This window comes from Collinsella sp. Sow4_E3, assembly GCF_052116285.1.
Taxonomy (GTDB): domain Bacteria; phylum Actinomycetota; class Coriobacteriia; order Coriobacteriales; family Coriobacteriaceae; genus Collinsella.
In genome coordinates this window covers 414,141-439,939 of record NZ_JBQKLJ010000001.1, presented here as the reverse complement: position 1 = coordinate 439,939, position 25,799 = coordinate 414,141, and the positions used below count along the sequence as shown (strand labels likewise).

Genomic DNA, 25,799 nt, shown 5'->3' with positions numbered 1-25,799 from the left:
TTTTGTAGTTCAACAAATGATTCGGGTAACGGCAGATGTGGCTCCATAAAGGGGGGGCATAACAAAACGATTCGCAACAAATAGGGGTCCGGTGCTATCGCATCGGGCCCCTATTTCAATCCCTAAGGCAAAACACTCGCTGAGAGCCTACTTTTGGGCGTCTTTCTCCGCAGCGTCTTTGTTTTGCTGGTCAAGTTTATGCTTACCGCTCACAATAGACGTAGCGCCCAATGTGGCCAAGCTCGCGCTGGCAAGGCTCGCCATCAAAATCAAGTCACCCGTCTTGGGCATGCTGCCCTTAGAGGACTCAGTCGTCGTGGCTGAAGCAGTCACAACCTTGGTCTTACCCTGGTTCTGGTCGGCGGCATCATCAACCAGGCCCTTGGACCCATTGTCGTCCGTGTGCTTGCCATCCTTATCAAGGCGGGGATCCTTCGATTCCGCACCGTCTGATTCCGCGCCTTGGTCGGAATCGGACTCCTTAGAACCCTCGTCCTTCGAATCGCCTTTAGCTTCTTCGGTCTTTTCCGTAGCGCCCTGGTCGGAGCCATCCTTCTTGGAAGACGAGCTGCTGTTGATGCCAGACATCAGCGAGGAGCCAAACATGGAGCCAAGCTGTTCGCTCGCAGAGGGTTTGTCATTCGTCGACGAGTCGCTCGAACCGGCAGTCGATCCGCCGGCGGGAGAACCAGACCCTGCTGCAGCATCTGCGAAATTCGAAGGCGAGGCAGACCCCGCGCTACCGGCCGAAGCGACATCGCCATTTCCATCGCTTGCTCCGGCATCGTTCGAAGGAGTATCGACGGTATCCTCGTCAGCACCATTGGTATCGGCACTAGGCCCAGAGGGAGCAACGGGAGCGGCGGGCGCCTGGCTAGGCGCTGGAGTCACGGGCTTGGGCTCAGGCTCGGGTTCAGGCTCGACCGGCGGCGTCGCCGCGGCCTCGTCCTCGGTAATATAGACCAGGCAATCCTTAAGCTCGTTCTTGTAACGGTTCTTCCAGCCCTCGTGATATTGCGGCTGGCTCGAGTACTTACGGGCAACGTTATTGACCACGCTGCTGGAAAGCGCCGTCACAAATTCACGGTCGGTCATATCGTTTGTAAGATTTGCCCAGCGGAAAAAGTCCTGGCAGCCATAGGTGCCGCACATGTTGGTGATGCTCCACACCATACCCTTGACGCAATCGGCGCGGCCAGAGATATCAATACCAAGCGCGCTCTTGAGCCAGGCCTCGGTCACCGCGTAATAGGAGTTGTATGCATATGAATCTTGCAGCGCCGAGAACTCAGCCGGATCGGCGTTATAGGCGCCCTGGAAGGCCTCCTGTGCAATACGGCCCAGCTCCGTCAGCTGGCCATTGGAATACATGGGGTTGCTTGCGTTGGAGATATCGCTCCCGCGGTCGATTGCAGACTTAAGCATGCCGTACTTGGCAGGATTGTAGTTATAGACCTGCTTCATAAACGGGATGAGCGACCAGCGTCGATCGAACTGGTAGTAACCGAGAGCGTTGTAACCATCGCCGTACGAAAAGCCCTGGTTATAGTTGCCGTGGCTCTCATACTTGGTAAAGTACTTCATCTCGCTGGTCACATTGACAAACGAGACGCCTTGGACCGACCTCAGCACGCCCGAGAAAGACTGCTGGGTATAAAGGCCCTTATCGATATCGGTGGCATCCGAGGCAACGCCCGGCGTGGGCTCATCCGCAGCAGCGGGCGCGGGCGCGGCAACGGCGCCAAACGAAAGAGCCAGCGTCAATCCGGCAACAATCGCAGAATGCTTGGGCTGCATAAGATCCTCCTTGCATTGGTGTAGTTAAAGTGCAGTTTGCAAAGATAGATTTAAGTATCGCAGCAAGACCGATGTCGTACAACAACAACTCGACAGACGGTAACGCCCTCCGCGAAATCTTAAGGAATTGCGCTCGAGTTACAGCTTGATATCGAAGTTAATCTCGGGCACGGCCGCCAAGTCGGCCAACGTCACGCCGTCGACGTACTTTTCAATCACGTCGTCCAGACCGCGCCAGAACTTCACAGTAGAGCACAGATCGCTGCGAGTGCAGTTGTTATCGATGCCATCGCACGCGACGGGCGCCGTGCTGCCCTCGACGGCGCGCAGTATATCGCCGGCTCGCACCTCGGCCGGGTCCACGGCCATCATGTAGCCGCCGCCCTTACCGCGCACACTCTTGAGCAGGCCCGCCTTCATAAGCGGACGGACCAGCTGCTCCAAATACTTTTGCGAAATATGCTCACGGTCGGCAATCTCGCGCAGGGCGATTTTGCCCTCGGCGTCACCGAGCGCCGCGATATAAATCATCAAACGGAGGGCATAGCGGCCCTTAGAAGAAATGAGCATACCTACCCTCCCGGTGCGCTTGAGAAAAAATCATCAGCAGAGTTTGCCCCAGATGCCAAGCGTGTGGGACAGACAATCCCGACTATTATGTCCCACATCTGAAAAGTCGAGTGGATTAGTCGGGTTTTCCCTTGACTAACGCCGAACCCATAGTAACTTTATTCCGAGAAGATTCCTAGGGTTTAGTACACCTATGAGTACACCATAAACAGAGAGGGACAGCATGAGCGCAAATCCGCTGCTTTCCATCGAAGGTCTGACCGCCTCCGTGGACGAGAAGACCATCCTCCACAACGTCAACCTCAACGTCGCCGCCGGCGAGACCCATGTGCTGATGGGGCCCAACGGCGCCGGCAAGTCCACCCTCGGCCACTTGGTCATGGGCGATCCCGTCTATACCGTGCAGAACGGGCGCATCGTCTTTGACGGCCAGGACATCACCGAGCTCACCACCGACAAGCGTTCGCGCGCCGGCCTGTTCCTGAGCTTCCAGGCTCCGGTCGAGATCCCGGGCGTGCCGCTGTCGAGCTTTTTGCGCGCCAGCATCGCCGGCCGCCCCGGCCTGGAGATGAAGGGCAAGGAATTCCGCCGTCGCGTCAAGGAGCTCGCGGCCGAGCTCAACATGGATACCGCTTACCTCAACCGCGAGCTGGGCGTAGGCTTCTCGGGCGGCGAGAAAAAGAAGGTCGAGATGCTCCAGCTTCTGCTGCTGCAGCCCAAACTCGCCATCCTGGACGAGACCGACTCCGGCCTGGACGTCGACGCCCTGTCCACCGTCAGCCACGGCATGGACGCCTACCGCAAGAGCTGCAACGGTTCCATGCTCATCATCACGCACAACACGCGCATCCTGGAGCACCTGGATGTCGACCGCGTCCACGTTATGGTCAAGGGCCACATCGTGCGCGAGGACGACGCCTCGCTGATCCCCTGGATCGACAAGAACGGCTTTGAGGCCTTCGAGCGCGAGGCCGCCGAGCAGCGCGCCCAGGCCGAGGCCGCCGCTGCCGAACAGCAGGCGTAAAGGGGCGACGCAATGACCAAGAACCGCACCGAGGTCGCGGACATCGACCGCAGCCTCTACGACTTCACCTATGGCGAGGAGGGATTCGAGCGCCTCGACGCCGGCATCACGCCCGACATCGTGCGCGAGATCAGCGCCAAAAAGGACGAGCCGCAGTGGATGCTCGACCTGCGCCTCAAGTCCCTCGAGATCTTCAACCGTTTTCCCGACCCAACGTGGGGCCCCTCCATCGAGGGTCTGGACATGGACAACATCGTCACCTACGTCAAGCCCAACACCGACCAAAAGCACGACTGGGAGTCGGTGCCCGACGACATCAAGAACACCTTTGAGCGCCTGGGCATCCCCGAGGCCGAGCGCAGCTACCTGGCGGGCGTCGGCGCGCAGTACGACTCCGAGCTCGTCTACCACAACATGCAGGACACCGCGTCCAAAATGGGCATCGTCTACTCCGGCATCGAGGAGGCTCTGCACGACCCGCAGTGGGAACCGCTCATCCACGAAAAGTTTATGACGCTCATCCCGCCCACCGACCACAAGTTTGCGGCCCTGCACGGCGCAGTATGGTCGGGCGGCTCGTTTGTCTACGTGCCCAAGGGCACCAAGCTCGATTTTCCGCTGCAGAGCTACTTCCGCCTCAACGCCAAGGGCGCCGGCCAGTTTGAGCACACGCTCATCATCGTCGAGGACGACGCCGACCTGCACTTTATCGAGGGCTGCTCCGCGCCTAAGTACAACGTGGCCAACCTCCACGCCGGCGCTGTGGAGCTCTTTGTGGGCAAGCGCGCACACCTGCGCTACTCGACCATCGAGAACTGGTCCAAGAACATGTATAACCTCAACACCAAGCGTGCGCGCGTGGACGAGGACGGCGACATCGAGTGGATCAGCGGCTCCTTCGGCAGCCACGTGGGCTACCTCTACCCCATGAGCGTGCTCAACGGCCGCCGCGCCCGCTCGAGCTTTACCGGCATCACCTTTGCCGGCGCCGGCCAGAACCTCGATACCGGCTGCAAAGTCGTACTCAACGCGCCCGATACCTCGGCGACCGTCGAGACCAAGGGCATCTCCAAGAGCGGCGGCATCCAGACCTTCCGCAGCTCTATCGTGGCCACGCCTAAGGCCGAGGGTTCCAAGGCAACCGTGAGCTGCCAGTCGCTCATGCTCGACGACCAAAGCCGCTCCGACACCATCCCCGCCATGGACATCCGCGCCAAGAACGTCGACATCGGCCACGAGGCCACCATCGGTCGCATCGGCGACGACAAGGTGTTCTACCTGATGAGCCGCGGCATCTCGGAGGAAGAGGCCCGCACCATGATCGTCAACGGCTTTGCCAACCCGGTCTCCAAGGAGCTGCCGCTTGAGTACGCCGTCGAGATGAACAACCTGATCAAGCTCGAGATGGAAGGAGCGATCGGATAATGAATCAGACCACGAACACGCCGAACGCATTTACGTCATCCGAGCTTCTGCAGTGCGACGTATCGGGAGCGACGAGCCCGACGACGCGTACTAAAGGTACGCGAGGAGGGTCGGAGCCCCGAGACGGCGTGCTGCAGGAGATCGGGGGCGTCAACGCGATGCCGGCCGCCACATGGGGCTGGCTCAAGATGAACCAAACCAAGCTCGAGCTTTCGGACGAACTTGCCTCCGCTCCCGCCGAGGCCGTTGAGGTCGAGGGCCTGGACGAGCAGATCCATGGCGCGGCCGACGCCTTCGACGCCGCCATGGACGCCATGGCCGAGCGCTTCCCCGAGCGCCGCGCCTCTGCCCCCGGCGACGCCGCCGACCGCGCCCGCATCACGCCCGAGACCGAGCTCGACGTGCCCGCCACTTCCGTCTACCAGGCCGGCGCCATCAAGCTCGAGGAGGAGCTCTCCCCTGCCGAGGCCTTCGAGACCGGCATGGGCGAGGCTGCCTACACCTACCTGGCCGACCATGCCACCAAGCGTATCGTCATCGATGTGCCCGCCTACGGCCGTGCCACGGTCACCGTGCGCGTGAGCGGCGTCGATGCCGCCGCTGCCATCGCCGCCATCGACGTTGTCGCCCGTCCGCAGGCAATACTCGACTTGCAGATCGCTCTGGACTCCCCCGTTACCGGCGAGGGCGTCGTGGGCTCCGTGCTGCGCGTGTGCGCTCACGAGTACGCCACCGTCAACGTGACCTGCACGCAGACGCTCGACGACAGCTGGATCGCACTCGACGACACCGGCCTGTTCCTGGACGAGGGCGCGCGCGTCAACGTGCAGCACACCGTACTGGGTGCCGGCGCCAGCGCCACCGGCCTTGCCGGCGACCTGCTGGGCGACACCGCCAAGGTGATGATCGATACCGATTACCTGGGTGCCCGCCAGCAGGTGCGCGACTTTAACTACGAGCTTCGTCACCGCGGCCGCAAGACCGAGTGCGAAATCGATGCCAACGGCGTGCTGACCGGCACGTCCAAGAAGGTCTACCGCGGCACCATCGACCTCGTGCACGGCTGCAAGGGTGCCGTCGGCACCGAGCGCGAGACGGTGCTCTTGGCCAACAAGGGCGTCGACAACAAGACCGTTCCCGTCATCCTCTGCGACGAGGACGACGTCGCCGGCAACCACGGCGCCACCATCGGCCACGTCCGTGACGAGCAGCTGTTCTACCTCGCCTGCCGCGGCCTTGACCAAAACGCCGCCGAGGACCTGTTCATCCGTGCCAAGCTGGAGGACGCCGCACTTTCCACCACTGACGAGCGCACCCGCGCCGCCGTCGTCCGCTTGGGCAACAACCTGATCGATAACTTTGAGGAGGAGCTCGCATGATCGACACCGAGCACGTTAAATGCGATACCTGTACTGCCCCCGAGCCCATGGAGTTCGACGCCAGCGATGAGGCCTCGCGCGGCTGGCCTACCGTCGACATCGAGATCAATCCCTACAAGGCGCAGTTCCCGCTGTTCCAACAACACCCCGAGATCGCCTTCCTCGATAGCGCCGCCACCGCGCAGCGCCCCGCCTGCGTGCTCGACGCCGAGCGCGACTTCTACCAGCGCATGAACGCCAACCCCCTGCGCGGCCTGTACTCGCTGTCCGTCGAGGCCACCGAGGCCATCGCCAAGGTCCGCCAGCAGATCGCCGATCTCATCGGCGCCTCCCAGGCCAACGAGATCGTCTTCACCCGCAACACGAGCGAGTCGCTCAACCTGGTCGCCAAGAGCTTTGCGCCCACGGTGCTCGAACCGGGAGACGAGGTCGTCATCACCATCATGGAGCACCACTCCAACCTGATTCCGTGGCAGCAGGTCTGCCGCGAGACCGGCGCCAAGCTCGTCTACCTCTACCCCACCAAGACCGGCCAGCTCACGACCGAGGAGGTTCTATCCAAGGTGGGCCCCAAGACCAAAATCTTGGCCGTGGGTCAGGTCTCTAACGTGCTGGGCGTCGAGAACCCGGTTAAGAATCTCGGCAAGCTCGTGCACAAGTACGGCGGCTATCTGGTCGTCGACGGCGCGCAGTCGCTGCCGCACATGCCGGTCGATGTGGCCGATCTGGGAGCCGACTTCTTTGCCTTTAGCGCGCACAAGGCCATGGGCCCCATGGGCATTGGCGTGCTGTGGGGCAAGATGGATCTGCTCAACGCCATGCCGCCCATGCTTACCGGTGGCGAGATGATCGATTCGGTCACCGAGCAGGACGCCGTCTGGGCGCCCGTCCCCGAGAAGTTCGAGGCCGGCACGCAGGACGCCGCCGGCATCTTCGCCACGGGCGTGGCGCTTGATTACCTGGTCAACACGGTGGGCTACGAAAACATCCAGGCACGAGAGCAGGCACTCGTCCACTACCTGATGGGCGAGCTCATGCAGCTCGACTTTGTCCAGATCATCGGCTCCATCTATTGGGACAACCACCACGGAGTCGTCAGCTTTAACGTCAAGGGCATCCACCCGCACGACGTCGCGAGCATCATGGACATGGACGGCGTCTGCATCCGTGCCGGTCACCACTGCGCGCAGCCGCTGCTCACCTGGCTGGGCGTCGAGAACCTTGCCTGCTGCCGCGCCAGCGTGGCCTTCTACAACGACAAGGCCGATATCGATAAGTTCATCGCCGGCCTGTATCACGTTTGGAGCACGTTCAATGGGTAATCTGTACACCTCCACCACGTTTATGGAGCACAACTCCCACCCCGACTACAAGTACGAGATGGATGCCCCCACGCACGAGCACGACGGCATCAACCCCAGCTGCGGCGATGAGCTCACCCTGCAGCTGCGTGTCGAGAACGATGTAATCGAGGAGGCTTCCTTTACCGGGCACGGCTGCGCCATCAGCCAGGCCAGCGCCGACATCATGGCCGACCTCATCACGGGCGAAACGGTCGAGGAGGCTCGTCGTCTGGCAGGACTCTTTCTCGCTATGATCCGCGGCGAGAAGCTCTCAGAGGAGGACCTGGAAGACCTGGACGAGGCCGCCCAGCTCCAGGACATCTCGCACATGCCCGCCCGCGTCAAATGCGCTGAGCTCGCATGGCGAACTCTCGACGGCATGCTCGAGGGTCAGGCTAACCAGTAACGGATGCCCCGAATCCAAGGTTTTTGATTGCCGAGCCGCCCGATACGGGCGGCTCGGCTTTTTCATAACGAGCGCACGCGCAGCCACGCTTCCGGCACCCAATCTGTCATTTATCGCACGGCCAACCGCAAGCACAAGCGTTTTTCACAGTACCAAAGGCTTGCCACAGGGCCACGGGGCACGCCGAGCAAAGCGCCAGGCACCGTCCTACTAGGCTCCGGCTCGCCTCCTGCCTGCCGCAGACGGGTCCCCTAGGGTGCGGCGTGCATTTTTGCGAGTATTCAGCACGCCAAGCTATGTGCATACAAATCACGAGCATAAATTAGCGCCTTCGGGCGCGTATATATTGCGTTTTAGAACAGGCATTACGGTCTACGGGGACGCAAACGCGTGCTTCGGGGCGTATTGGCAGACAAATAATTGTCTCGGGGCCCGCAAGTTGCAAGGTTATAGCAGTTCCGACAGCACTACGATGCTGAAAACTCCGCTATTTTGCACGGCGTGGACGGGGGTAGGCACGGGCAAAACCGGACTGAGCTATTGTTTTATGCAAGACGGCAATCATTCTATGCATATTTAGAAGTGTAGTTAACGTCCAAGCATTTAGAATGATGGTCCCAGTGGGCAGACAGCCCTATCCCAGGCTGTCATCAGTCCGCACCGCCGTTCGAGCACGGGCGCGCACAATACGAGAAGCGGTACTTTTGCTTATCCCCGTATACCGCTCAATCTGGCGCACCGTAAAACCAGCATCGTGCAATCCAAGAATAACGATATTGCGCTGCGCCGGCGGCGCCGCTTTAACCCCCTGGAGCGCAACCCCGCATCCCTTCGCCAACTCGTCGGCAAAGGCGCGCCGCTCCAACTCCATCTCTACCAAATCGCGCATCGCCGGATCGCCGCCGTCGGGCGTCGAAAGCGAATAGGCAATAAAGGCCTTGGCAGAACCAAAAAGCTCAAGCACGCAAGAAGGATCGGAAAATCCCCTCGTAGCATCTGCCTCGTCGCCGTCGTAAACGCGCAGATGCTCCGCAAAGCTGCTCCAGGGATAACGCTCAATTAGGTTGATGCCCGCATCCTGCGGATCGGCGTGAACGGAGCGAACAGCCTCAATCACCTGCCGGTCGGTATCGAGCGAACAGCGCTCAAAACGTTCCCGGAACAGGCAGCCCGAACGCCCAGTACGCCTATTGAACCGACGAGCATACGTCAACAGCAGGCGTTGCATGGCTGCACTCATGTTGTCCTCATAATCCAAAAGTACCAGATCCACATGGTCGCCCATGAGGCACCACGCCACAATCGTTACCTGGGCATCGCGGCAGCAGTCGCGCATCAGCTCCAAAAACTCCCACCGGTCCTCGTCGCTCTCAAAGATCAGCTGACTGCCCATACCGCGGGCACAGACATGGTAAAAACCGGTGATCGTTTTCCAAACACGCTGCATGGCGCTCCCTTCGCCGGGACCTGCTTACCATCCAATACATCACGATTGAAACGTGCCATCAAAACATTCACGCAAAATGGCACCCGTCGACGGTAAAAGGCGGCAAACCGACGGCGAATGGCATCATAACCACAGGCTAGACACCGCAACATGGGCAAGAACTAACCAATAACTTGACCAGAACTGACCCCCTATAACGTATCGCATAACCGCAACCAAGCTTGTTAAATCGTTTTAATTGAAAGTTCCGCGCTTCTCGTTACGAAAACTGCGCCGTTCGCCGAATATTCCGTGCATTTCGCGGTATTATAGGGGCTGCATGTCATGTCCCTTTCGAAGGGTCGCCCGGCAATCACCAGCCACGACCTCCAGACGGGACGCCAACACGATAGAGAGGAGAGGCATGCAGTACTCACAGGAAGTGGAGAACATGTGCCCCGTTGCCAAGGGTGCATACCACGGCCCCGCACCCATCCCCGAGGAGGGCAAGTGGGTCCAGGCTAAGGAGATTTCCGACATCTCCGGTCTTACGCACGGTGTGGGTTGGTGCGCACCTCAGCAGGGCGCCTGCAAGCTCACGCTGAACGTCAAGGACGGCATCATCGAGGAGGCCCTCGTTGAGACCATCGGCTGCTCGGGCATGACCCACTCTGCTGCCATGGCTTCCGAGATCCTTCCCGGCAAGACCATCCTCGAGGCCCTCAACACCGACCTCGTCTGCGACGCCATCAACGTTGCTATGCGCGAGATCTTCCTGCAGATCGTTTACGGCCGCAGCCAGACCGCGTTCTCCGAGGGCGGCCTGCCCGTGGGCGCCTCCCTCGACGACCTCGGCAAGGGCCTTCGCTCTCAGGTCGGCACCATGTTCGGCACCAAGGCCAAGGGCGCTCGTTACCTCGAGCTCGCTCAGGGCTACGTCACCCGCATGGCTCTCAACGACAAGAACGAGATCATCGCGTTCGAGTTCCTGAACCTCGGTAAGTTCACCGACGCCGTCAAGGCCGGCAAGACCCCCGAGGAGGCCATCGCTGGCGCCATGGGCCACTATGGTCAGTGGGAGAACGCTGCCAAGTACATCGACCCGCGCACCGACGAGGAGACTCACTCCGTCGCCAGCGTGTTCCCGGTTCACGAGTAGAAAGGGAGGGAAATAACTATGACTGTTACGTTCGAAGGTTACGAGCGCCGCGCTGACAAGATCAACAAGTGCCTCGCCGACAACGGCATCGCCTCCCTCGAGGAAGCTCTGCAGATCTGCACCGACAAGGGCTTCAACCCGCGTGAGATCGTCAACAACACCCAGTCCATCGCCTTCCAGAACGCCGAGTGGGCCTACACCCTCGGCTGCGCTCTCGCTGTCAAGCGTGGCGCCAAGAACGCTTCTGAGGCTGCCGCCATCATCGGCGAGGGCATCCAGGCCTTCACCGTTCCCGGCTCCGTCGCCGAGGACCGCAAGGTCGGTCTGGGCCACGGCAACCTGGGCGCTATGCTACTCTCCGACGACACCGAGTGCTTCGCCTTCCTGGCCGGCCACGAGTCCTTCGCTGCCGCTGAGGGCGCTATCGGCCTGGCCCTGAACGCCAACAAGGCTCGCAAGAAGCCGCTGCGCGTTATCCTCAACGGTCTGGGCAAGGACGCCGCCCAGATCATCGCCCGCATCAACGGCTTCACCTACGTGAAGACCCAGTTCGACTACTACACGGGCGAGCTCAAGGTCGTCGAGACCATCCCCTACTCCGATGGTCCCCGTGCTGCCGTTAACTGCTACGGCTCCGACGACGTCCGTGAGGGCGTTGCCATCATGTGGCACGAGAACGTCGACATCTCGATCACCGGCAACTCCACCAACCCCACGCGCTTCCAGCACCCCGTCGCTGGCACCTACAAGAAGGAGCGCATCGAGGCTGGCAAGAAGTACTTCTCCGTCGCCTCTGGTGGCGGCACTGGCCGTACCCTGCACCCGGACAACATGGGCGCCGGCCCTGCCTCCTACGGCATGACCGACACCATGGGCCGTATGCACTCCGACGCCCAGTTCGCCGGTTCTTCCTCCGTGCCTGCGCACGTCGACATGATGGGTCTCATCGGCATGGGCAACAACCCCATGGTCGGTGCCACCGTCGCCTGCGCTGTCGCCGTCGAGGAGGCCCTCAAGGCCTAATCGCGCCCGCGCGATGCTCATATAGTTGAGCTTCGGAGCCGCTATCCACCCGGGTAGCGGCTCTTTTTTATTCCAAAACAGCCAATCGCTTTGGATTGCTCCACGAAAACGGCCCATCTACTACGTTTAACCCGCGCAGGTCGACCATAGCTGGGTTTCTTGAAAACCAATAAGCAGTCTACCTGCGGTTTTAATTTTGTGATTCTCGGTATGGTTGGGGGGTGACCGCTCAAACGTAGTAGATAGGCCCATTTCGTGGCGAGCGGATCGACCCGAGGCGCAGGACAGCTCGTAAAGCCCCGTCTCAAATTGACTAATCCAAAATAGATGTCCGATATATCAGTTGCAGCGAAATACGAGATGCCCGGAGACGAAGCCAGCGAATGCGTATGACGTCCACCTGCCATATTCGCCCTTTACCGAATAGCGCGGCCTTTGCATCGCATTAGTCGATCACCCATGCGAAAATGCGCCGGACGAGAAAGGAATCCCATGGAATCGACTGATGTACTGGTAATAGGATCTGGCATTGCGGGCCTTTGTGCCGCCATAGAAGCGGCACGCGCGGGCGCGACCGTTGCCGTCGCAAGCGCCGGCAAGACCATGAGCGGATCGAGCTTCTTCCCGGGCACCTGGGGCCTTGGCCTTATTGGCCCCATCGACGAAGACGACGAACAGGACCTCATCGACACCATCCAAGCCGTCGGCGGCGGCGTCGCCGACCCTACGCTCGTCCAGACGTTCGTCCACGGTATTCCCCAGGCCATCCAATGGCTCGAGCAGGATCTAGGTGTTGAGCTCCAACGCCCGCAAAGCGCCGAGAGCGCCCAGCAAAAGCAATTTATCCCCTGCTTTGACCATAAGACACGCAATTGGCGCGGCCTCACCCGCAAGCCCCTTGAGGACGCGTGTACGGCCCAGATCAAGTCTCTCGGCATTCACCTGCTCCCCCGCCACGAGCTTATCGACCTTGTTGAGGACACGACCGGAAAGATTATCGGCACCGTACTCTACGACCGCACAAACGAGCATCTCGTACCTATGGCAGCCAAGGCCACCATCATCGCTGCGGGCGGCACGGGTGGCCTGTTCGAGCGAAGCCTCACTTCCGCCGACGTGCTCAGCTCCTCGCAGGCCATCGCGCTGGCACACGGCGCAACGCTCACTAATATAGAGTTCATGCAGATGATGCCGGGCTTCATCGAGCCCAAGCGCAACCTTGTCTTTAACGAGAAGACCTGGCGCTACGTACATGTAGACCAGCCGGTCGATATCGCCGACGACAAGCTGGACGATCTGCTTGAGCAACGCTCCGGATATGGTCCTTTCACCTCGCGCTTGGCCTCCCGCGCCATCGATCTTGCCATCGATCAAGCGGGTACCGAAGGTCTGGCGCTCCACTACGATTTCCCCCGCGAGGACGTTCCCGAGTTTGTGCAGACCTTTGCCACCTGGCTACAAGACGAGCACGGCATCGCGCCGACCGACGAGATGCGTGTGGCGATGTATGCCCACGCCGCCAATGGCGGCATCAAAATCGACAAGACCGCGTACACGGGCGTTGAGGGCCTCTATGCCTGCGGCGAGGCGACAGGCGGCATGCACGGGGCCGATCGCATTGGTGGCCTGTCAAGCGCCAACGGCATCGTGTTTGGGCGCATCGCGGGCGCCTCGGCAGCCCAAGCAGCACAGAATGCACCTGAGGTGGCCCCAAAGGCGGATGTCGCCCTCCCCCAGCATGGCATTGCCACAACAGACGCCGAGCGCCTGACCCGCGGACTTAAGCACACGATGAGTACCTATTGCATGATCAACCGCACCGAAGGGGGCCTATCCAAGGCACTACACGAGCTTGAGGGCTTGAAGACGGAGGCAACGACCTTGAGCACACAGAAAGCTCAGGACAGCGAAATCGCAGCCCTCGCCCGCCTGCAATCGCAGATTCAACTAGCACAGGAAATGGTCAAAGCCATGCGCAAACGGACCGAAAGCCTCGGATCGCACTATCGAGCGGACTAATTCGATTCCCACCTTGAGCTTGATCACAATTACTCAACATGTATCGAGCCCCGTAAGCATGATTCCCCTAAGGAGAACACGCTTAGGGGGCTTTAGCCGTGTTTTCCCTAAGGGAATCACAATGGAGATTTCTCAGCTCCGCGCCCTTTCGGGTTCGACCCATGTATGGTTAACAAAAAAGACGGCCAACTTTCGCTGACCGTCTTAACATGCTTTGGTGGGCCGTCAGGGGGTCAGCCTGCTGCGCAGGCGGCCGCTGCGGCGCTTCGCGCCTTGCGCGCTGCGCTGGTAAATGCTCACGCATTTCCTCAGCTCCGCGCCCTTTCGGGTTCGACCCCATGCGAGGTCAACAAAAAAGCGACCAGCCAAAGCCAGTCGCTTTAACGTTCTCTGGTGGGCCGTCAGGGGGTCGAACCCTGGACCTTGGGATTAAGAGTCCCCTGCTCTACCAACTGAGCTAACGACCCAAAGCTAAAGTCCGTAGTAGCGGACTTTAGAGGAGATATCGTGTGGTGGGCCGTCAGGGGGTCGAACCCTGGACCTTGGGATTAAGAGTCCCCTGCTCTACCAACTGAGCTAACGACCCGATATCAACACGAAGCAAGAACTGGGGTGGGTAAAGGGACTCGAACCCTCGACCTACGGGACCACAACCCGTCGCTCTAGCCAACTGAGCTACACCCACCGTGTCCTGTGCGCTTCGCGCTCGACTATTATTGCAAGGAACGCCACGCGACGCAAGCCCCAATTTTCAAGAATTTTGAAAAGAGTTTTTCGGATCCATTTCGAGCAAATCCCACCGGTTCCATAGGAGTAAACTTGCCCCACCCCGATGTTCGAAAGGACAAGCATGAAAGAACTCTCCAATCGCACGGCAACGTTTACCGATTCGGTCATCCGCCGCATGACGCGCATCTCCGATATGTACGGCGCCGTCAACCTCTCGCAGGGCTTCCCCGACTTTGATCCCCCGGCGCAGCTGCTCAAGAGTCTGAACACCATCGCCACCGACCCTAAGCCGCTCTACCACCAGTACTCCATCACCTGGGGCTCCCAGGCCATGCGCGAGGCGCTTGCCGCCAAACAGGAGCACTTTATGGGCATACCGATCGACCCCAACCAGAACATCGTGGTCACTTGCGGCTCCACCGAGGCCATGATGGCTGCCATGATGACGGTCACCAACCCCGGCGACAAGGTCGTCATCTTCTCGCCCTTCTACGAGAACTACGGCGCCGACACGATCCTTTCGGGTGCCGAGCCCATCTACGTGCCGCTCAACCCGCCCACATTCGACTTTGACCGCGAGACACTCGAGGCGGCCTTCCGCGACAACGACCCCAAGGCCATCGTCCTGTGCAACCCTTCCAATCCCTGCGGTAAGGTCTTTACGCGCGAAGAGCTCACCTTTATCGCCGATCTCTGCAAAAAGTACGACGCCTACTGCATCACCGACGAGGTATACGAGCACATCGTCTACGCGCCCCACGAGCACGTCTATATGGCCACGCTGCCCGGCATGTTCGAGCGCACCATCAGCTGCAGTTCGCTATCCAAGACGTACTCCATCACCGGCTGGCGTCTGGGCTACACCATCGCCCCGGCCCAGATTACCGAGCGCATCAAGAAGGTCCACGACTTCCTCACCGTGGGTGCCGCCGCTCCCCTGCAGGAAGCCGTCGTCACCGCCCTCAACTTCGACGACAGCTATTACCAGGAGGTCCTCGATCTCTACACAGCCAAGCGCGATCTGTTCTGTCAGGGGCTCGATAGCATTGGTCTTGAGCATAACGTGCCGCAGGGCGCCTACTACGTCATGATGGACATCTCTGAGTTTTGCTATGACAGCGACCTCGACTTCTGCGAGGATCTCGCGTCTAAGGTGGGCGTGGGCGCTGTGCCCGGCTCGAGCTTCTTCCGTGAGCCCGTCAGCCATCTGATTCGCCTCCACTTTGCCAAGCGAGACGAGACGATTAACGCGGCGCTGGAGAACCTCAAGTCGCTACGCGATAAAATCAAGCCGCGCGGGTAAGGACGGCCCGGCAACTAAAGCACCCAAAGAAGCCCCGCACCGCACGCGCGTTGTGGGGCTTCTTTTTATAGCGCTTTCTTAATTTGTTTAAAGCGCTATACTTTAGTCACGGAGCAACTCGTCCCAGGGGGAGGAATACTATGGCAGAGCAGCAGCTTATCGGAGCGCTCGAGGCCGGCGGCACCAAGATGGTCTGTGCCACGGGCTATGCAGACGGTACGGTTCTGGAGCGTGAGCAGATCGCAACCACGACCCCACAGGAGACCGTTGAGGCCGTCAACGCATGGTTTGCAAACAAGGGCATCGCCGCGCTGGGCATCGGCGCCTTTGGCCCCACCGCAGTCAACCCTGCCTCGCCCCAATACGGCAAGATCTTGGAGACGCCCAAGACGGCATGGCGCTACTTTGACCTGCTGGGCACCATCCAAAACGAGCTCAATATTCCCTGTGGCTACGACACCGACGTCAACGTCGCCTGCCTGGGCGAGGTCACCTTTGGCTGCGCCCAGGGCCTCACCGACGTGGTGTATCTGACCATCGGCACCGGTGTGGGCGCCGGTGTGCTCTCGGGCGGCCAGCTCGTTCATGGCATGATGCATCCCGAGGCAGGGCACATCCTGGTCACACGCGATCCGCGCGACACCATCGGCGAGCACAGCGGCTGTCCTTTCCACGACAACTGCCTCGAGGGCCTCATCGCAGGCCCCGGCATTAAAAAGCGCTGGGATGGCAAAAGCGCCGGAGACATGGCCGATGACCCGGCGGCCATGGACCTGCTCGCAGGCTACCTGGCACAGGCACTCATGACCTACACGCTGTGCTATGCGCCGCAAAAGATCATCATCGGCGGCGGCGTAGCCGACCACACCCCCATCGTGCCGCTCGCCCGCAAAAAGTGCGCCGAGATGCTCAACGGCTATATCGTCACGCCCGAGGTCAACGACATCGATACCTACATTGTCAACAACAGCCTCGAGGGTAAGCAGGGCGTCATGGGCTGTCTGGCCCTTGGCGCACAGGCGCTCCAGTAAAGGGTGCACCAACGACACACGGTATTGCCGGGCCCGTATAACGCGCAGACAACGCTATCGCGTCCTGCAGGGCCCCCAAACGCACAAGGCCGTCTAGGACCAAGCAAAACGTCCTAGGCGGCCTTTTTGGTGCATACAAGCGATCGGAGGAGATATCGGAGCACGACGCCGGTAGCCGCTCCGCAGCAGTCAATCATCACGTCGGTAATCATACCGGCGCGCCCCGGCACAAATAACTGAATCGTCTCGTCGATTGAGGGGACCAGCAACAGAAAAACCACCGTAGGAAGCAGTCTGTCAAAAGTGCGTCGACCCTCGATATCAAAGGCATGTGTCACCAAAACACCGAGCACCATATACTCGGTAAAGTGTGCGCACTTGCGGACGACAAAGTTGGTTACCCATTCATACGGCAGGCTCAAGCTATGCAAAAACCCGCGGACGTCCTCCATGATCGCCAGGCTCAGTGAGCCGGACCCCGTGCCGGGAACCAGTGAATTGCCCCAGATCAGCAACACCATGGCGCAGGCCGCAACCGCCCACTTACGATCGATCTTAATCATGCAGAACTAGGCCTCGGCACGAAGCGGCGTAAAACTGGCGGTACCGCCCTCGATAACACTCAAATAGGCACGGCCCGTACGCTTGGCGGTAGAGGACTGCAGGCGCTCGATCTCTTCCTCAAGGATCTGATTGACGCGCTCGTGGCGACGGTTTTCCATAACGCCGGCGGCGATAGCCTCGGCGCGCTCGATACCCTCGCGCGAGATACGCGCGGTATCCTCGGGAAACACGGAGCTGTGGCGGCCGACATAGACGGGAGCAACCGAGACAGGTGAGGCTGCAGGCGTGGGCATCGGCGCGGGGGCGGGCTCGGCGACCTCGGCCATGATCGCCATGGCGGCGGCCCACATGTCCTCGTGGCCCGAATAATCGGCCATGGGGATATCTTCCTCGAGGGAGGCATCGGGGAGACTGTCGGTATCCACGCGATTCTGGGCATCGATAGAGGCAGTGATGGCGGCGGGCTCGTCCAAATCGGCGAGATCCACACCCTTGGCATCGGAAATGATGGGCATGCTGGCGAGCTTGGCGTTGTACGGCACCGCCTCCGCGGCCTGCATTTGGGCCGAAGCGCCCCAAAGCGAGCTTTCGGCAGCACGACGAGCGGCGATGGTCTCCTCGTCGACAACCAGGGGCTCATCGGCAAAGGGGTCGGCGACAGGAGCCGGCTGAGCTGCGCCCTGCTGGCCGGTCGAAGCGGCCGCCGCGGCAGAGGCGTACGCAGCCGACGCAGCACCGTTATAGGCGGCATTGTTGGCAGCGTTGGCCACAAGCGCCACGAAAGCTGCAGTGCTGCCCGCAGGGGCGGCATGAGAGCCCGAGACGGCACGTGCGGCAGCAGCGATGTCGTCGCGGTTATAGGAGCCAGTCTTTTCACCGTTTGTGAGCTCGTCAATTGCGACCTGGTAGATATCTCGCGAGCGAGCGGGATCGCAGCTAACCGGCGAATCGTCGTCGAGCATGCTATCGATCATAGCCCAGGCATCGGCCTCGTCCATGGCATTGGCGGCACGGGCGATGGTCGGAACGCCATCATCGGCGTGGCGGCGCTGAAACGCGCCGGTCAGACCGGAGAGAAGCGAAGAGGATTGACCCTGCTCGTCCAAGGTGACAGGAGCAGCAGCCCGGGGAGCAGCCTCCTCCTGCTGAACGGGAATAGAGGCGGTCTTGAACTCGTTGTAGGTCCGACTAAACTGAGCGGCGCCGCCCACGGCATCGGGCTCAAACAGGCGGCCATCGTGCTCCGCACGATACTCAGAGATACCCAGCGAGGCGGCATAGATACCCACGCCGGCCACTGCGCCCACGGCAAAGGGAACAGCACCCGCGACGACCGTCTCGTTGATTGACGAAAACGGCAGTGTAGCGGCATACACGACCACGGGTGCGGCAAGGCCGATCCCGCAGGAAAGTCCGGCAAGGACTGCTCGTTGTGTTGCATCAGAAGAAGCCATGAGCTCTCCCCATCTTCCAGCACCCAAATCGCATCATTCAGTTGGCTGCGCGAGAGAAGATGAAGCGGGGCCTGAGCCCCAAAGCAACGGTATAAGGTTCGTTTCATCTGCGTTTTCCGTCGCGAAGCTTAACTGCTATTATGCGAAACCCCCTTGGGGATTGCAAGCGACGAAGCGGAATTGAAACGGGAAAATCGCTGCTTGCCGGTCGTAAGGTCAATAATCGTTGGCGAGCGGCTATACGAAAAGGGCCAGGATCTAAACCCCGGCCCTTCTGGCATGTCTATGGTTGCTGTCGCGTGCAGCGGACGGACTAGAACATCTGCTCGTAATCGCTGTGCTTTTTGGCCGAACGCACCAAAAATTCCTGGTTGGTATTAGTGCCCTTAAGGCCCTTGATAAACGACGCGGCCGCGCGCTCGGTATTGTTCATGCCGGCGAGGATGCGGCGCAGGCCAAAGACAAACGGGCGCATCTGCTCGTCGACCAACAGGTCCTCGTTGCGCGTGCCCGAGGCAACGGGGTCGATGGCCGGGAAGATGCGGCGGTCGGCCAGATCACGGTCGAGCTTGAGCTCCATGTTGCCGGTGCCCTTGAACTCCTCAAAGATGACCTCGTCCATCTTGGAGCCGGTATCGATAAGGGCGGAAGCAAGGATGGTGAGTGAGCCGCCGTTTTCGATATTGCGGGCAGCACCCAGGAAGCGCTTGGGCGGATACAGGGCCGCCGAATCGACGCCGCCCGAAAGGATGCGGCCCGAGGCGGGCGCCGCCAGGTTGTACGCACGGGCAAGACGCGTGATGGAGTCGAGCACCACCACGACGTCGCCGCCCAGCTCCACGATGCGCTTGGCGCGCTCGATGACGAGCTCGGCCACGCGGGTATGGTTGTCGGCGGGCATATCGAAGGTGGAGGCCACGACCTCGCCCTCAATGGAGCGCTGCATATCGGTGACCTCTTCGGGGCGCTCGTCGACGAGCAGGCAGATGAGGTGCACCTCGGGATTGTTGATCGAGATAGACTGGCAGATCTTCTTGAGAATCGTGGTCTTACCGGCCTTGGGCGGTGACACGATCAGGCCACGCTGGCCCTTGCCGATCGGCGACACGATATCGATGGCGCGACCGGTAATGGAATCCTTGCCATGCTCCATGCGCAGCGGCTCATTGGGGTAGACCGGCGTGAGATCGCCGAACTTGGGGCGGTTACGGGCCTGCTCAGGATCAAGACCGTTGACGGTCGTAATTTTGGCGAGACCGGCACGCTTGTCGCCGCCGCGCGAGGGGCGAAGCGAACCCTCGATCACGTCGCCCGTGCGCAGACGCGCGGAGCGGATGAGGTAGGCGGGCACGAAGGCGTCGTCATTGGACTTCATGTAGCCGTGGGCATGGATGATGCCGGAGCTGTCCGGGCGAATCTGCAGGATGCCCTTAATATCGCGGAAGCCCTCGGCCTTCGCGGCGGTCGTGTAGATCTCTTCGACGAGCTCGGCCTTCTTCTTGCCGGTCGTCTCGATCTCGAACTCTTTGGCCTTCTCGCGCAGCTCGGCGACCTTCATGGCCGCGAGCTCCTCGCGCGAAAGCGTTGGCTCGGTCGGAGCTGCGTTGCGCTCCTTGTTGCGCTGTTTGCGGTCGCGCTGACGGCTGCGGCGGTCGTTGTTGCGATCATCCTTGCGCTCGCTGCGCTCATCGTTGCGCTTGTGCTGACGGCGGTTGGGGCGGGAACCCTCTTCGGCCTCAGCGCTCTCGACGGCAGGCGTCGTGGGCGCATCGGCGGTCGCCGGGGTCTCGCCGTCCGACTTAGCGTCGGACTCGGGCTGTTGCTCAGCATCCCCCTGCTGTTCGGCAGACTTGGTCTTGGAAGATTTCTTGCGCGTGCGCTTGGGCTTCTCGCCTGCCGACCGATCGGCGCCCTCCGTCTCGGGAGTCGTGTCGACACTCGCCTCGGTAGACTCAGCTACCGCAGATTCGGCGCCGGACTTCGCCTCTGCCTTAGCTGGGCGTTTGGCTGCGGTGTGACGGCTGCGCCCGGGACGAACGTCGGCAGACTCGGCAGCGGCAGAAACAGCGACCTCAGGAACATCAGCACCCTCGGCCGAAACCACGGCAGCCGCTGTAGGCTCGACGAACGCCGGGGCATCTTGGACAGAAGCCGCGGCAGCGGCCGCCTTCTCCGCCTCGACAAATGCCTTGGGCTTGCGGCCGCGGCGATGCGGGCGCAAAGCAGGATCGACGACAAATGCACCGCCGGCCTCGGCAGGCACGACAGACTCAGCAGAGGAAGCGTCCTCCTCCGCCGCAGAGCGAACCGGGGTCTCGGCGGCATCGGACGAAGCCTGCTCGGCAGCCTGCTGGACCTTGGCCGCCGTGCGACGGCGCGTGCGCGGAGCCGGCGTTTCTGCTACCTGCTCGGGAGCCGGAGCCGAAGGCGCCTCGGGGGCGGACGGAGCCGCGAGTTCGGTCAGAGCCGCGGCATCGCGCTCGGCGGCACGACGGCGAGCACGAACAACCTGGGCTTCGCTGATCTGCGCAAGCGCGCGGGCCTGCGCAACCTCATCTGAAAGCGGCGCCGAAACCTCGGCGGAAACCGGACGCTTGGCACGCGTCGTGCGCGTGGTGCGGCGTTTAGGCTTTGCAGCCTCATCGCCATCCGCAGCGGGCTTGGCCACACGACGCGTGCGCTTGGGCTTCACGGGCGCAGCCTCCTCCCCGGTAACAGGTGCGACGGGAACAGGGTTCTCACTCGAAGCCGAGGCAGCGTTCTGGTGTGTCTCGGGGACCGACGCCTGCGACGGTGCGGGTTTCGCGATCTGGTCCAACGCAACCGGTGCAGCGGGAGTGGTTTGTGCCGTGCTTATTTCATTTTCTTGCTGTTGATCAGACACAGTGTTTGCTCAACTTTCTTTTAAAGCCCTGTGATCACATGCTCCCTGCATAAACCTTCAGGGCGGCTAAACAGTCTAGCTCCGTTCAAAACACAACGGGCATCATTGATCTGTATCGAGATGATTACGTCAAATACGCAGCGTTAGTGTAACACAACCGCCACCACCTGCAACTTAGTCATTGGACGTTCTTATACAACTGGTCAAAAGGGACACTCTCCCTCAAAAGCGCTTCCTCTGTCGCACCAGAAGAGTGAAGCCGTGGCATCCGGAATAGCCGCGCCACGAAACGCGCCTATCTACTACGTTTGACCCGCGACCCCTGACCATCCCCTCGATCTTCCTAAAATCGCAAGCCCGCTACCTGCGGTTTTAATATCGTACTTTTCGGCATGGTTCGGGGTATGCGACTAAACGTAGTAGATAAGCCCGATTCGTGGCGGACGGTTTCGCACTGCTCTCCCACCGGACAAAAATGATCCGTTTTCCTCCGTCCCCAAGGGGTCGTTTTCAAAACGATCGCGGATTACGGTGCAAGAACGGCGTAAGCCAACCATACCCTGCATTTTTAATATTCGGCAAGCCGTCTACCTGCGATTTTATTTTCGCTGCTGTTGCTATGGTCGCCAGGCAGCGATTCAGCCCCGTAAACCGGTATAGTTGCGTTTTTGTAGCATTTTCCAACACGCCAAAAAGCCCCGCCAAACGCAAAAAGCCCGACCTCCGCATGGGAGATCGGGCTTATAGGGCTCAGCAAAGCCAAACCTACACGGTCAAACGACCCGTAGATTACATCTGCTCGGGTGCAGAAACGCCAACCAGAGTGAGCACCAGGGCGAGCGTCACGCGGACGGCGTCGCAAGCGGCCAGACGGGCGCGCGAAAGCTCGGGGTCGACGGGACGGCCCTCGCTCGGAAGCACCTGGCAGGCAGCGTAGAAGCTGTGGAAGTCGCCGGCGAGCTCCTCGGCAAAGTGCGTCAGACGGAACGGGGCGCGGTCGCGAGCGCAGCTGGCGATGAGGTCGGTGAGCTCGTTGAGCTTACGCGAAAGGGCAAGCTCGGTGGGGTCGGTCAGCAGCGAGTAATCGACGTTCTCACCGATGGCCTTGGCGGCGACGGCCTTCATGCCCATCTCGTCAGCCTGCTCGGGCGTAACGTCAGCGGCACGGCGCAGAATGGAGCACACACGAGCGTGAGCGTACTGCACGTAGTAGACCGGGTTGGAGTTATCACGCTTCTTAACGGCCTCGATATCGAAGTCGACCATCTGGTTGGAGCTCTTGGAGATGAGCGTGTAACGGGCGGCGTCGGAGCCGACCTCGTCAACAAGCTCCTGCAGGGTCACCATGGTGCCCTTGCGCTTGGACATACGGACGGGCTTGCCGTTGCGCAGCAGGTTGACGAGCTGGCCCAGCAGAACCTCGAACTTGCCGGGATAGCCAAGAGCGTCGCAAACACAGCGGACGCGGTCGATGTAGCCATGGTGGTCGGCGCCCCAGATGTCGATGACGTGGTCGACGCGCTGGAACTTATCCCAGTGATAGGCGACGTCGGAGGCGAAGTAGGTGTACTCGCCGTCGGACTTGATCAGAACGCGGTCCTTGTCGTCGCCCAGGTCGGTGGAGCGGAACCACAGGGCTCCGTCCTTGGTGTAGAGGTAGCCCATCTTGTCGAGCTTCTCAAAAGCGCGGTCGACGGCGGAGGTGCCGGCGGTCTCGCCCTCGGTGTCCTTCACGTACAGCGAGCGCTCGGAGAACCAACGATCGAAGTCGCAGTTGACGGCGTGGCAAAGGTCGCGCATGTTGTCGACCATCTTTACGTAGCCGCGCTCGCGGAAGCTCTCCATACGCTCCTGCGGATCGGCGTCGACCCACTTATCACCGTCGGTGCGCCAGAACTCGGCGGCCTCGTCGATGATGTAGTCGCCGCCGTAGGAGTCCTTGCCCAGAGTCTCGGCAAAGTTGTCCTGATACGGATGGGTCTCGGGATGCTCGTCGTTCTCGTCGGCAACAAAGGCATCGCGGTCGGCAATCAGCAGCTTGTGAGCCTCGTCGATATCCACGCCCTGCTTGGCGATGATGTCGGCAAGCTGCATATAGCGCGTGCTGATGGAGTTGCCGAAGGTGTTCATCTGAGAGCCGTGGTCGTTGATATAGAACTCACGCTGGATATCGTAACCGGCATGGTCCATAACGCGGCAGAGGGAGTCGCCCAGAGCGGCCCAACGGCCATGGCCAATATGCATGGGGCCGACGGGGTTGGCGGAGACAAACTCGACCTGGGTCTTCAGGCCGCCGCCGACGTTGGACTTAGCGAAGTCCATGCCCTTCTCGCGAGCCTCGCCGAAGATGGCGTTCTTGACGGCGACGGAGAGGTAGAAGTTGATGAAGCCAGGGCCGGCGATCTCGACCTTCTCGATCGCAGGATCCTCGGGCATATGGGCAACAACGGCCTCGGCGATCTTGCGCGGGGCGCAGTGAGCCAGCTTGGCGGACTTCAGAGCCATGGTGGAGGTCCACTCGCCATGAGAAGTGTCAGCCGGTCGCTCGATAGCGCAATCGTCAAGTTCAAATGCGGAAAGGTCGCCGGCCTCCTGGGCCGCAGCAAGCGCAGCGCGTACCAGCTCTTCAATCTTCTCGGGCATAGATCCTCCTTGTGTTAAAGCCCCCGAGCTCTTGGTCACTCGTAGGGCAAAAGCCAGAGTTTGCAGCACTCTATCACAAGCGGTAACTACTGTCGCAGGGTAAAGTCAATCGATATTGCATATGCACATAATTGACCACAGTTGTCGCAAGGCCATTCAAAGATGGCGGTCTGCCTGCTGGTTGTGCACCCGCCGAAAATGCATAAACATGTGCATGAGCCAGACAGAGTATCGAATACTCTTACCTATCGGATTTGTGTGCTTTTCCTGCATAAAGTAAGGGTTTGCGCACGTCAGCGTGGTATTCTAGACATATGTAAATTCGTATAAGTTGGAGGTAGCATGTTCTCAATCGGTCAACACGTCATTCATCCGGGTCAGGGAGTCTGCACCGTCGTCGGTTTTAGGGACGACACACCGCAGCCCATGCTGTTGCTCGAGACCAAGCAGGGACATGCGCAGACGATCCTCATGTACCCCGTGGCGCAGGCCGACCGTCTGCATGCCGCCATCTCCCAGCAAGATGCCGAGCACCTACTGAGCCATTACGACGAGCTGGAGTGCGACACCTTTACCGAGCGCAACAGCTCGCTCGAGGAGACGCACTTTAAGCAGCAGCTCAAACTGGGTGCGCCCGAGACGGTCCGCGTGGCAAAAACAATGATGCACCGTATTCGCCAGGCCGAGGAAGCAGATAAAAAGCCCAGCTCCTACTACATGCGCGTACTCAAGGAAGCCAAGCGCCGCTCCATCGAGGAGATTGCCGTGGCCTTGGGCGTCACCGAGGAAGACGCCGAAGCCCGCCTATCCCAAGCCGCCCTCAACTAACCTGCCAAAAAGGGACAGGTTTATTTTGGCAGGTTTTATCTGGGGAAACGTCAACAAACAATTGGTAAATGGTCGGGTGCTCCGTTTTTTTGTAAGCCCCGGCCATTTTTCTATCGCCGCGAAAATGCGTGAAGCCCATTTGTGATGACATCACGCGAGGGCCGTCCAGATCGACGCAACCAACGCCCGTATCCGCAACAAGCGCACCCGTCTTGCTCAATTACCATTAAAAAGCATCAATTTGAAAACGCAATAACATTTCGGCAGGTAGCAGCTATAGTCGGTAAACTGAATCTCGACAACCGAAGCCCCCGAATGAGGTATCTTCAGCCCATCCAAGCTAAAGGAGGGGCCATGCCGAGAAAACCTCGTTCAAAGTCACCAACCGGTTATTTCCACGTCACGTTGCGTGGAAACGGAGGGCAATTGCTGTTTGACGATGCCGAGGACCGAATCGCCATGCTTCAGATCCTCGATGCAATCCTCCCCAAACACAATATCGAGCTTATCGCTTGGTGCCTTATGGGAAACCATATTCATTTGGCACGGCAATCGTGCAGAGTGTCGCAGGATGTGCTCCGACGGAACTCAAATCCGTCTCCAAGCCACTTCGCAATGAGGCGATTCTCGCGCTTCGAAAACAGGGGCTAACCGTTAAGCAGGTTCAGCTGTTGACCGGACTCGGAATATGGATTATCAGGAACGCGTCCTAGCGTCGCGTTTGCCGAGTTACGGATACGGCGAAGCGCAGCTGCCTGCCGCGAGGCGCCGCCATTCGCAAGCGCCACCATG

At 60.3% G+C, this 25,799-nt stretch carries 18 protein-coding genes and 3 tRNA genes; 11 read left to right on the top strand and 10 right to left on the bottom strand.

What is annotated here, in order from left to right; genetic code table 11:
• Window positions 1–147: 147 nt before the first annotated feature.
• Window positions 148–1,797 carry a hypothetical protein gene (locus ACTQ48_RS01815; protein ID WP_441569977.1) on the bottom strand — a complete coding sequence of 550 codons (1,650 nt, stop codon included), beginning with the start codon at window positions 1,795–1,797 and terminating at the stop codon, window positions 148–150.
• 138 nt (window positions 1,798–1,935) lie between these two features.
• Window positions 1,936–2,367 carry an RrF2 family transcriptional regulator gene (locus ACTQ48_RS01810; RefSeq protein ID WP_154518293.1) on the bottom strand — a complete coding sequence of 144 codons (432 nt, stop codon included), beginning with the start codon at window positions 2,365–2,367 and terminating at the stop codon, window positions 1,936–1,938.
• A gap of 223 nt (window positions 2,368–2,590) precedes the next feature.
• On the opposite strand from ACTQ48_RS01810, the gene sufC reads away from it, so the two are divergent.
• Genes sufC through sufU form a run of 5 tightly spaced genes read left to right on the top strand, consistent with a single transcriptional unit; the run spans window position 2,591 to window position 7,944 of the window.
• The gene (gene sufC, locus ACTQ48_RS01805; protein ID WP_427718800.1) at window positions 2,591–3,391 is read left to right on the top strand and encodes a Fe-S cluster assembly ATPase SufC; all 801 of its coding nucleotides are present in this window, start codon (window positions 2,591–2,593) and stop codon (window positions 3,389–3,391) included.
• A gap of 12 nt (window positions 3,392–3,403) precedes the next feature.
• Complete coding sequence (gene sufB, locus ACTQ48_RS01800; RefSeq protein ID WP_117854891.1) at window positions 3,404–4,816, top strand: Fe-S cluster assembly protein SufB; 1,413 nt, start codon at window positions 3,404–3,406, stop codon at window positions 4,814–4,816.
• A complete protein-coding gene (locus ACTQ48_RS01795; protein ID WP_441569976.1) occupies window positions 4,816–6,195 on the top strand; it encodes a SufB/SufD family protein in 1,380 nt (459 codons plus the stop codon). Before sufB ends, ACTQ48_RS01795 begins: the two co-directional genes overlap by 1 nt.
• Entirely contained in the window at window positions 6,192–7,517 is a 1,326-nt protein-coding gene (locus tag ACTQ48_RS01790; protein WP_441569975.1) for an aminotransferase class V-fold PLP-dependent enzyme, read from the top strand. Before ACTQ48_RS01795 ends, ACTQ48_RS01790 begins: the two co-directional genes overlap by 4 nt.
• Window positions 7,510–7,944, top strand: coding sequence for a Fe-S cluster assembly sulfur transfer protein SufU (gene sufU, locus ACTQ48_RS01785; RefSeq protein WP_441569974.1), 435 nt, complete (start codon window positions 7,510–7,512; stop codon window positions 7,942–7,944). Before ACTQ48_RS01790 ends, sufU begins: the two co-directional genes overlap by 8 nt.
• Window positions 7,945–8,578: 634 nt before the next feature.
• Here the strand turns inward: sufU and ACTQ48_RS01780 are convergent.
• Entirely contained in the window at window positions 8,579–9,391 is an 813-nt protein-coding gene (locus ACTQ48_RS01780) for a transposase (RefSeq protein WP_441569973.1), read from the bottom strand.
• Between the two features lie 403 nt (window positions 9,392–9,794).
• On the opposite strand from ACTQ48_RS01780, the gene ACTQ48_RS01775 reads away from it, so the two are divergent.
• From ACTQ48_RS01775 to ACTQ48_RS01765, 3 genes are all read left to right on the top strand, one after another.
• Window positions 9,795–10,529, top strand: coding sequence for an iron-sulfur cluster assembly scaffold protein (locus ACTQ48_RS01775; RefSeq protein ID WP_006235554.1), 735 nt, complete (start codon window positions 9,795–9,797; stop codon window positions 10,527–10,529).
• Between the two features lie 18 nt (window positions 10,530–10,547).
• Window positions 10,548–11,552, top strand: coding sequence for a GGGtGRT protein (locus ACTQ48_RS01770; RefSeq protein WP_154518278.1), 1,005 nt, complete (start codon window positions 10,548–10,550; stop codon window positions 11,550–11,552).
• A gap of 492 nt (window positions 11,553–12,044) precedes the next feature.
• Window positions 12,045–13,571 (top strand): FAD-dependent oxidoreductase, encoded by a 1,527-nt coding sequence (locus tag ACTQ48_RS01765; RefSeq protein WP_441569972.1) that lies wholly within the window; start codon window positions 12,045–12,047, stop codon window positions 13,569–13,571.
• A 391-nt stretch (window positions 13,572–13,962) separates the two neighbouring features.
• Here ACTQ48_RS01765 and ACTQ48_RS01760 read toward each other — a convergent pair.
• From ACTQ48_RS01760 to ACTQ48_RS01750, 3 genes are all read right to left on the bottom strand, one after another.
• Window positions 13,963–14,038, bottom strand: a tRNA-Lys gene (locus tag ACTQ48_RS01760).
• Window positions 14,039–14,081: 43 nt separating this feature from the next.
• Window positions 14,082–14,157, bottom strand: a tRNA-Lys gene (locus ACTQ48_RS01755).
• Between the two features lie 22 nt (window positions 14,158–14,179).
• A tRNA-His gene (locus ACTQ48_RS01750) sits at window positions 14,180–14,256 on the bottom strand.
• Window positions 14,257–14,421: 165 nt separating this feature from the next.
• On the opposite strand from ACTQ48_RS01750, the gene ACTQ48_RS01745 reads away from it, so the two are divergent.
• Both ACTQ48_RS01745 and ACTQ48_RS01740 read left to right on the top strand, forming a co-directional pair.
• Complete coding sequence (locus tag ACTQ48_RS01745; RefSeq protein WP_441569971.1) at window positions 14,422–15,603, top strand: pyridoxal phosphate-dependent aminotransferase; 1,182 nt, start codon at window positions 14,422–14,424, stop codon at window positions 15,601–15,603.
• Between the two features lie 140 nt (window positions 15,604–15,743).
• Complete coding sequence (locus ACTQ48_RS01740; RefSeq protein ID WP_441569970.1) at window positions 15,744–16,634, top strand: ROK family protein; 891 nt, start codon at window positions 15,744–15,746, stop codon at window positions 16,632–16,634.
• A gap of 113 nt (window positions 16,635–16,747) precedes the next feature.
• Here ACTQ48_RS01740 and ACTQ48_RS01735 read toward each other — a convergent pair whose 3' ends face one another.
• From ACTQ48_RS01735 to argS, 4 genes are all read right to left on the bottom strand, one after another.
• A complete protein-coding gene (locus tag ACTQ48_RS01735; RefSeq protein ID WP_427794116.1) occupies window positions 16,748–17,197 on the bottom strand; it encodes a VanZ family protein in 450 nt (149 codons plus the stop codon).
• Between the two features lie 6 nt (window positions 17,198–17,203).
• Complete coding sequence (locus ACTQ48_RS01730) at window positions 17,204–18,652, bottom strand: hypothetical protein (RefSeq protein ID WP_441569969.1); 1,449 nt, start codon at window positions 18,650–18,652, stop codon at window positions 17,204–17,206.
• A gap of 313 nt (window positions 18,653–18,965) precedes the next feature.
• A complete protein-coding gene (gene rho / locus ACTQ48_RS01725) occupies window positions 18,966–21,344 on the bottom strand; it encodes a transcription termination factor Rho (RefSeq protein ID WP_441569968.1) in 2,379 nt (792 codons plus the stop codon).
• 981 nt (window positions 21,345–22,325) lie between these two features.
• Complete coding sequence (argS, locus tag ACTQ48_RS01720) at window positions 22,326–24,179, bottom strand: arginine--tRNA ligase (RefSeq protein ID WP_427796045.1); 1,854 nt, start codon at window positions 24,177–24,179, stop codon at window positions 22,326–22,328.
• Between the two features lie 342 nt (window positions 24,180–24,521).
• Here argS and ACTQ48_RS01715 point away from each other — a divergent pair, with 342 nt between their 5' ends.
• On the top strand, window positions 24,522–25,007 hold the full coding sequence (locus tag ACTQ48_RS01715) for a CarD family transcriptional regulator (RefSeq protein WP_441569967.1): 486 nt from the start codon (window positions 24,522–24,524) through the stop codon (window positions 25,005–25,007).
• Window positions 25,008–25,799: the final 792 nt, after the last annotated feature.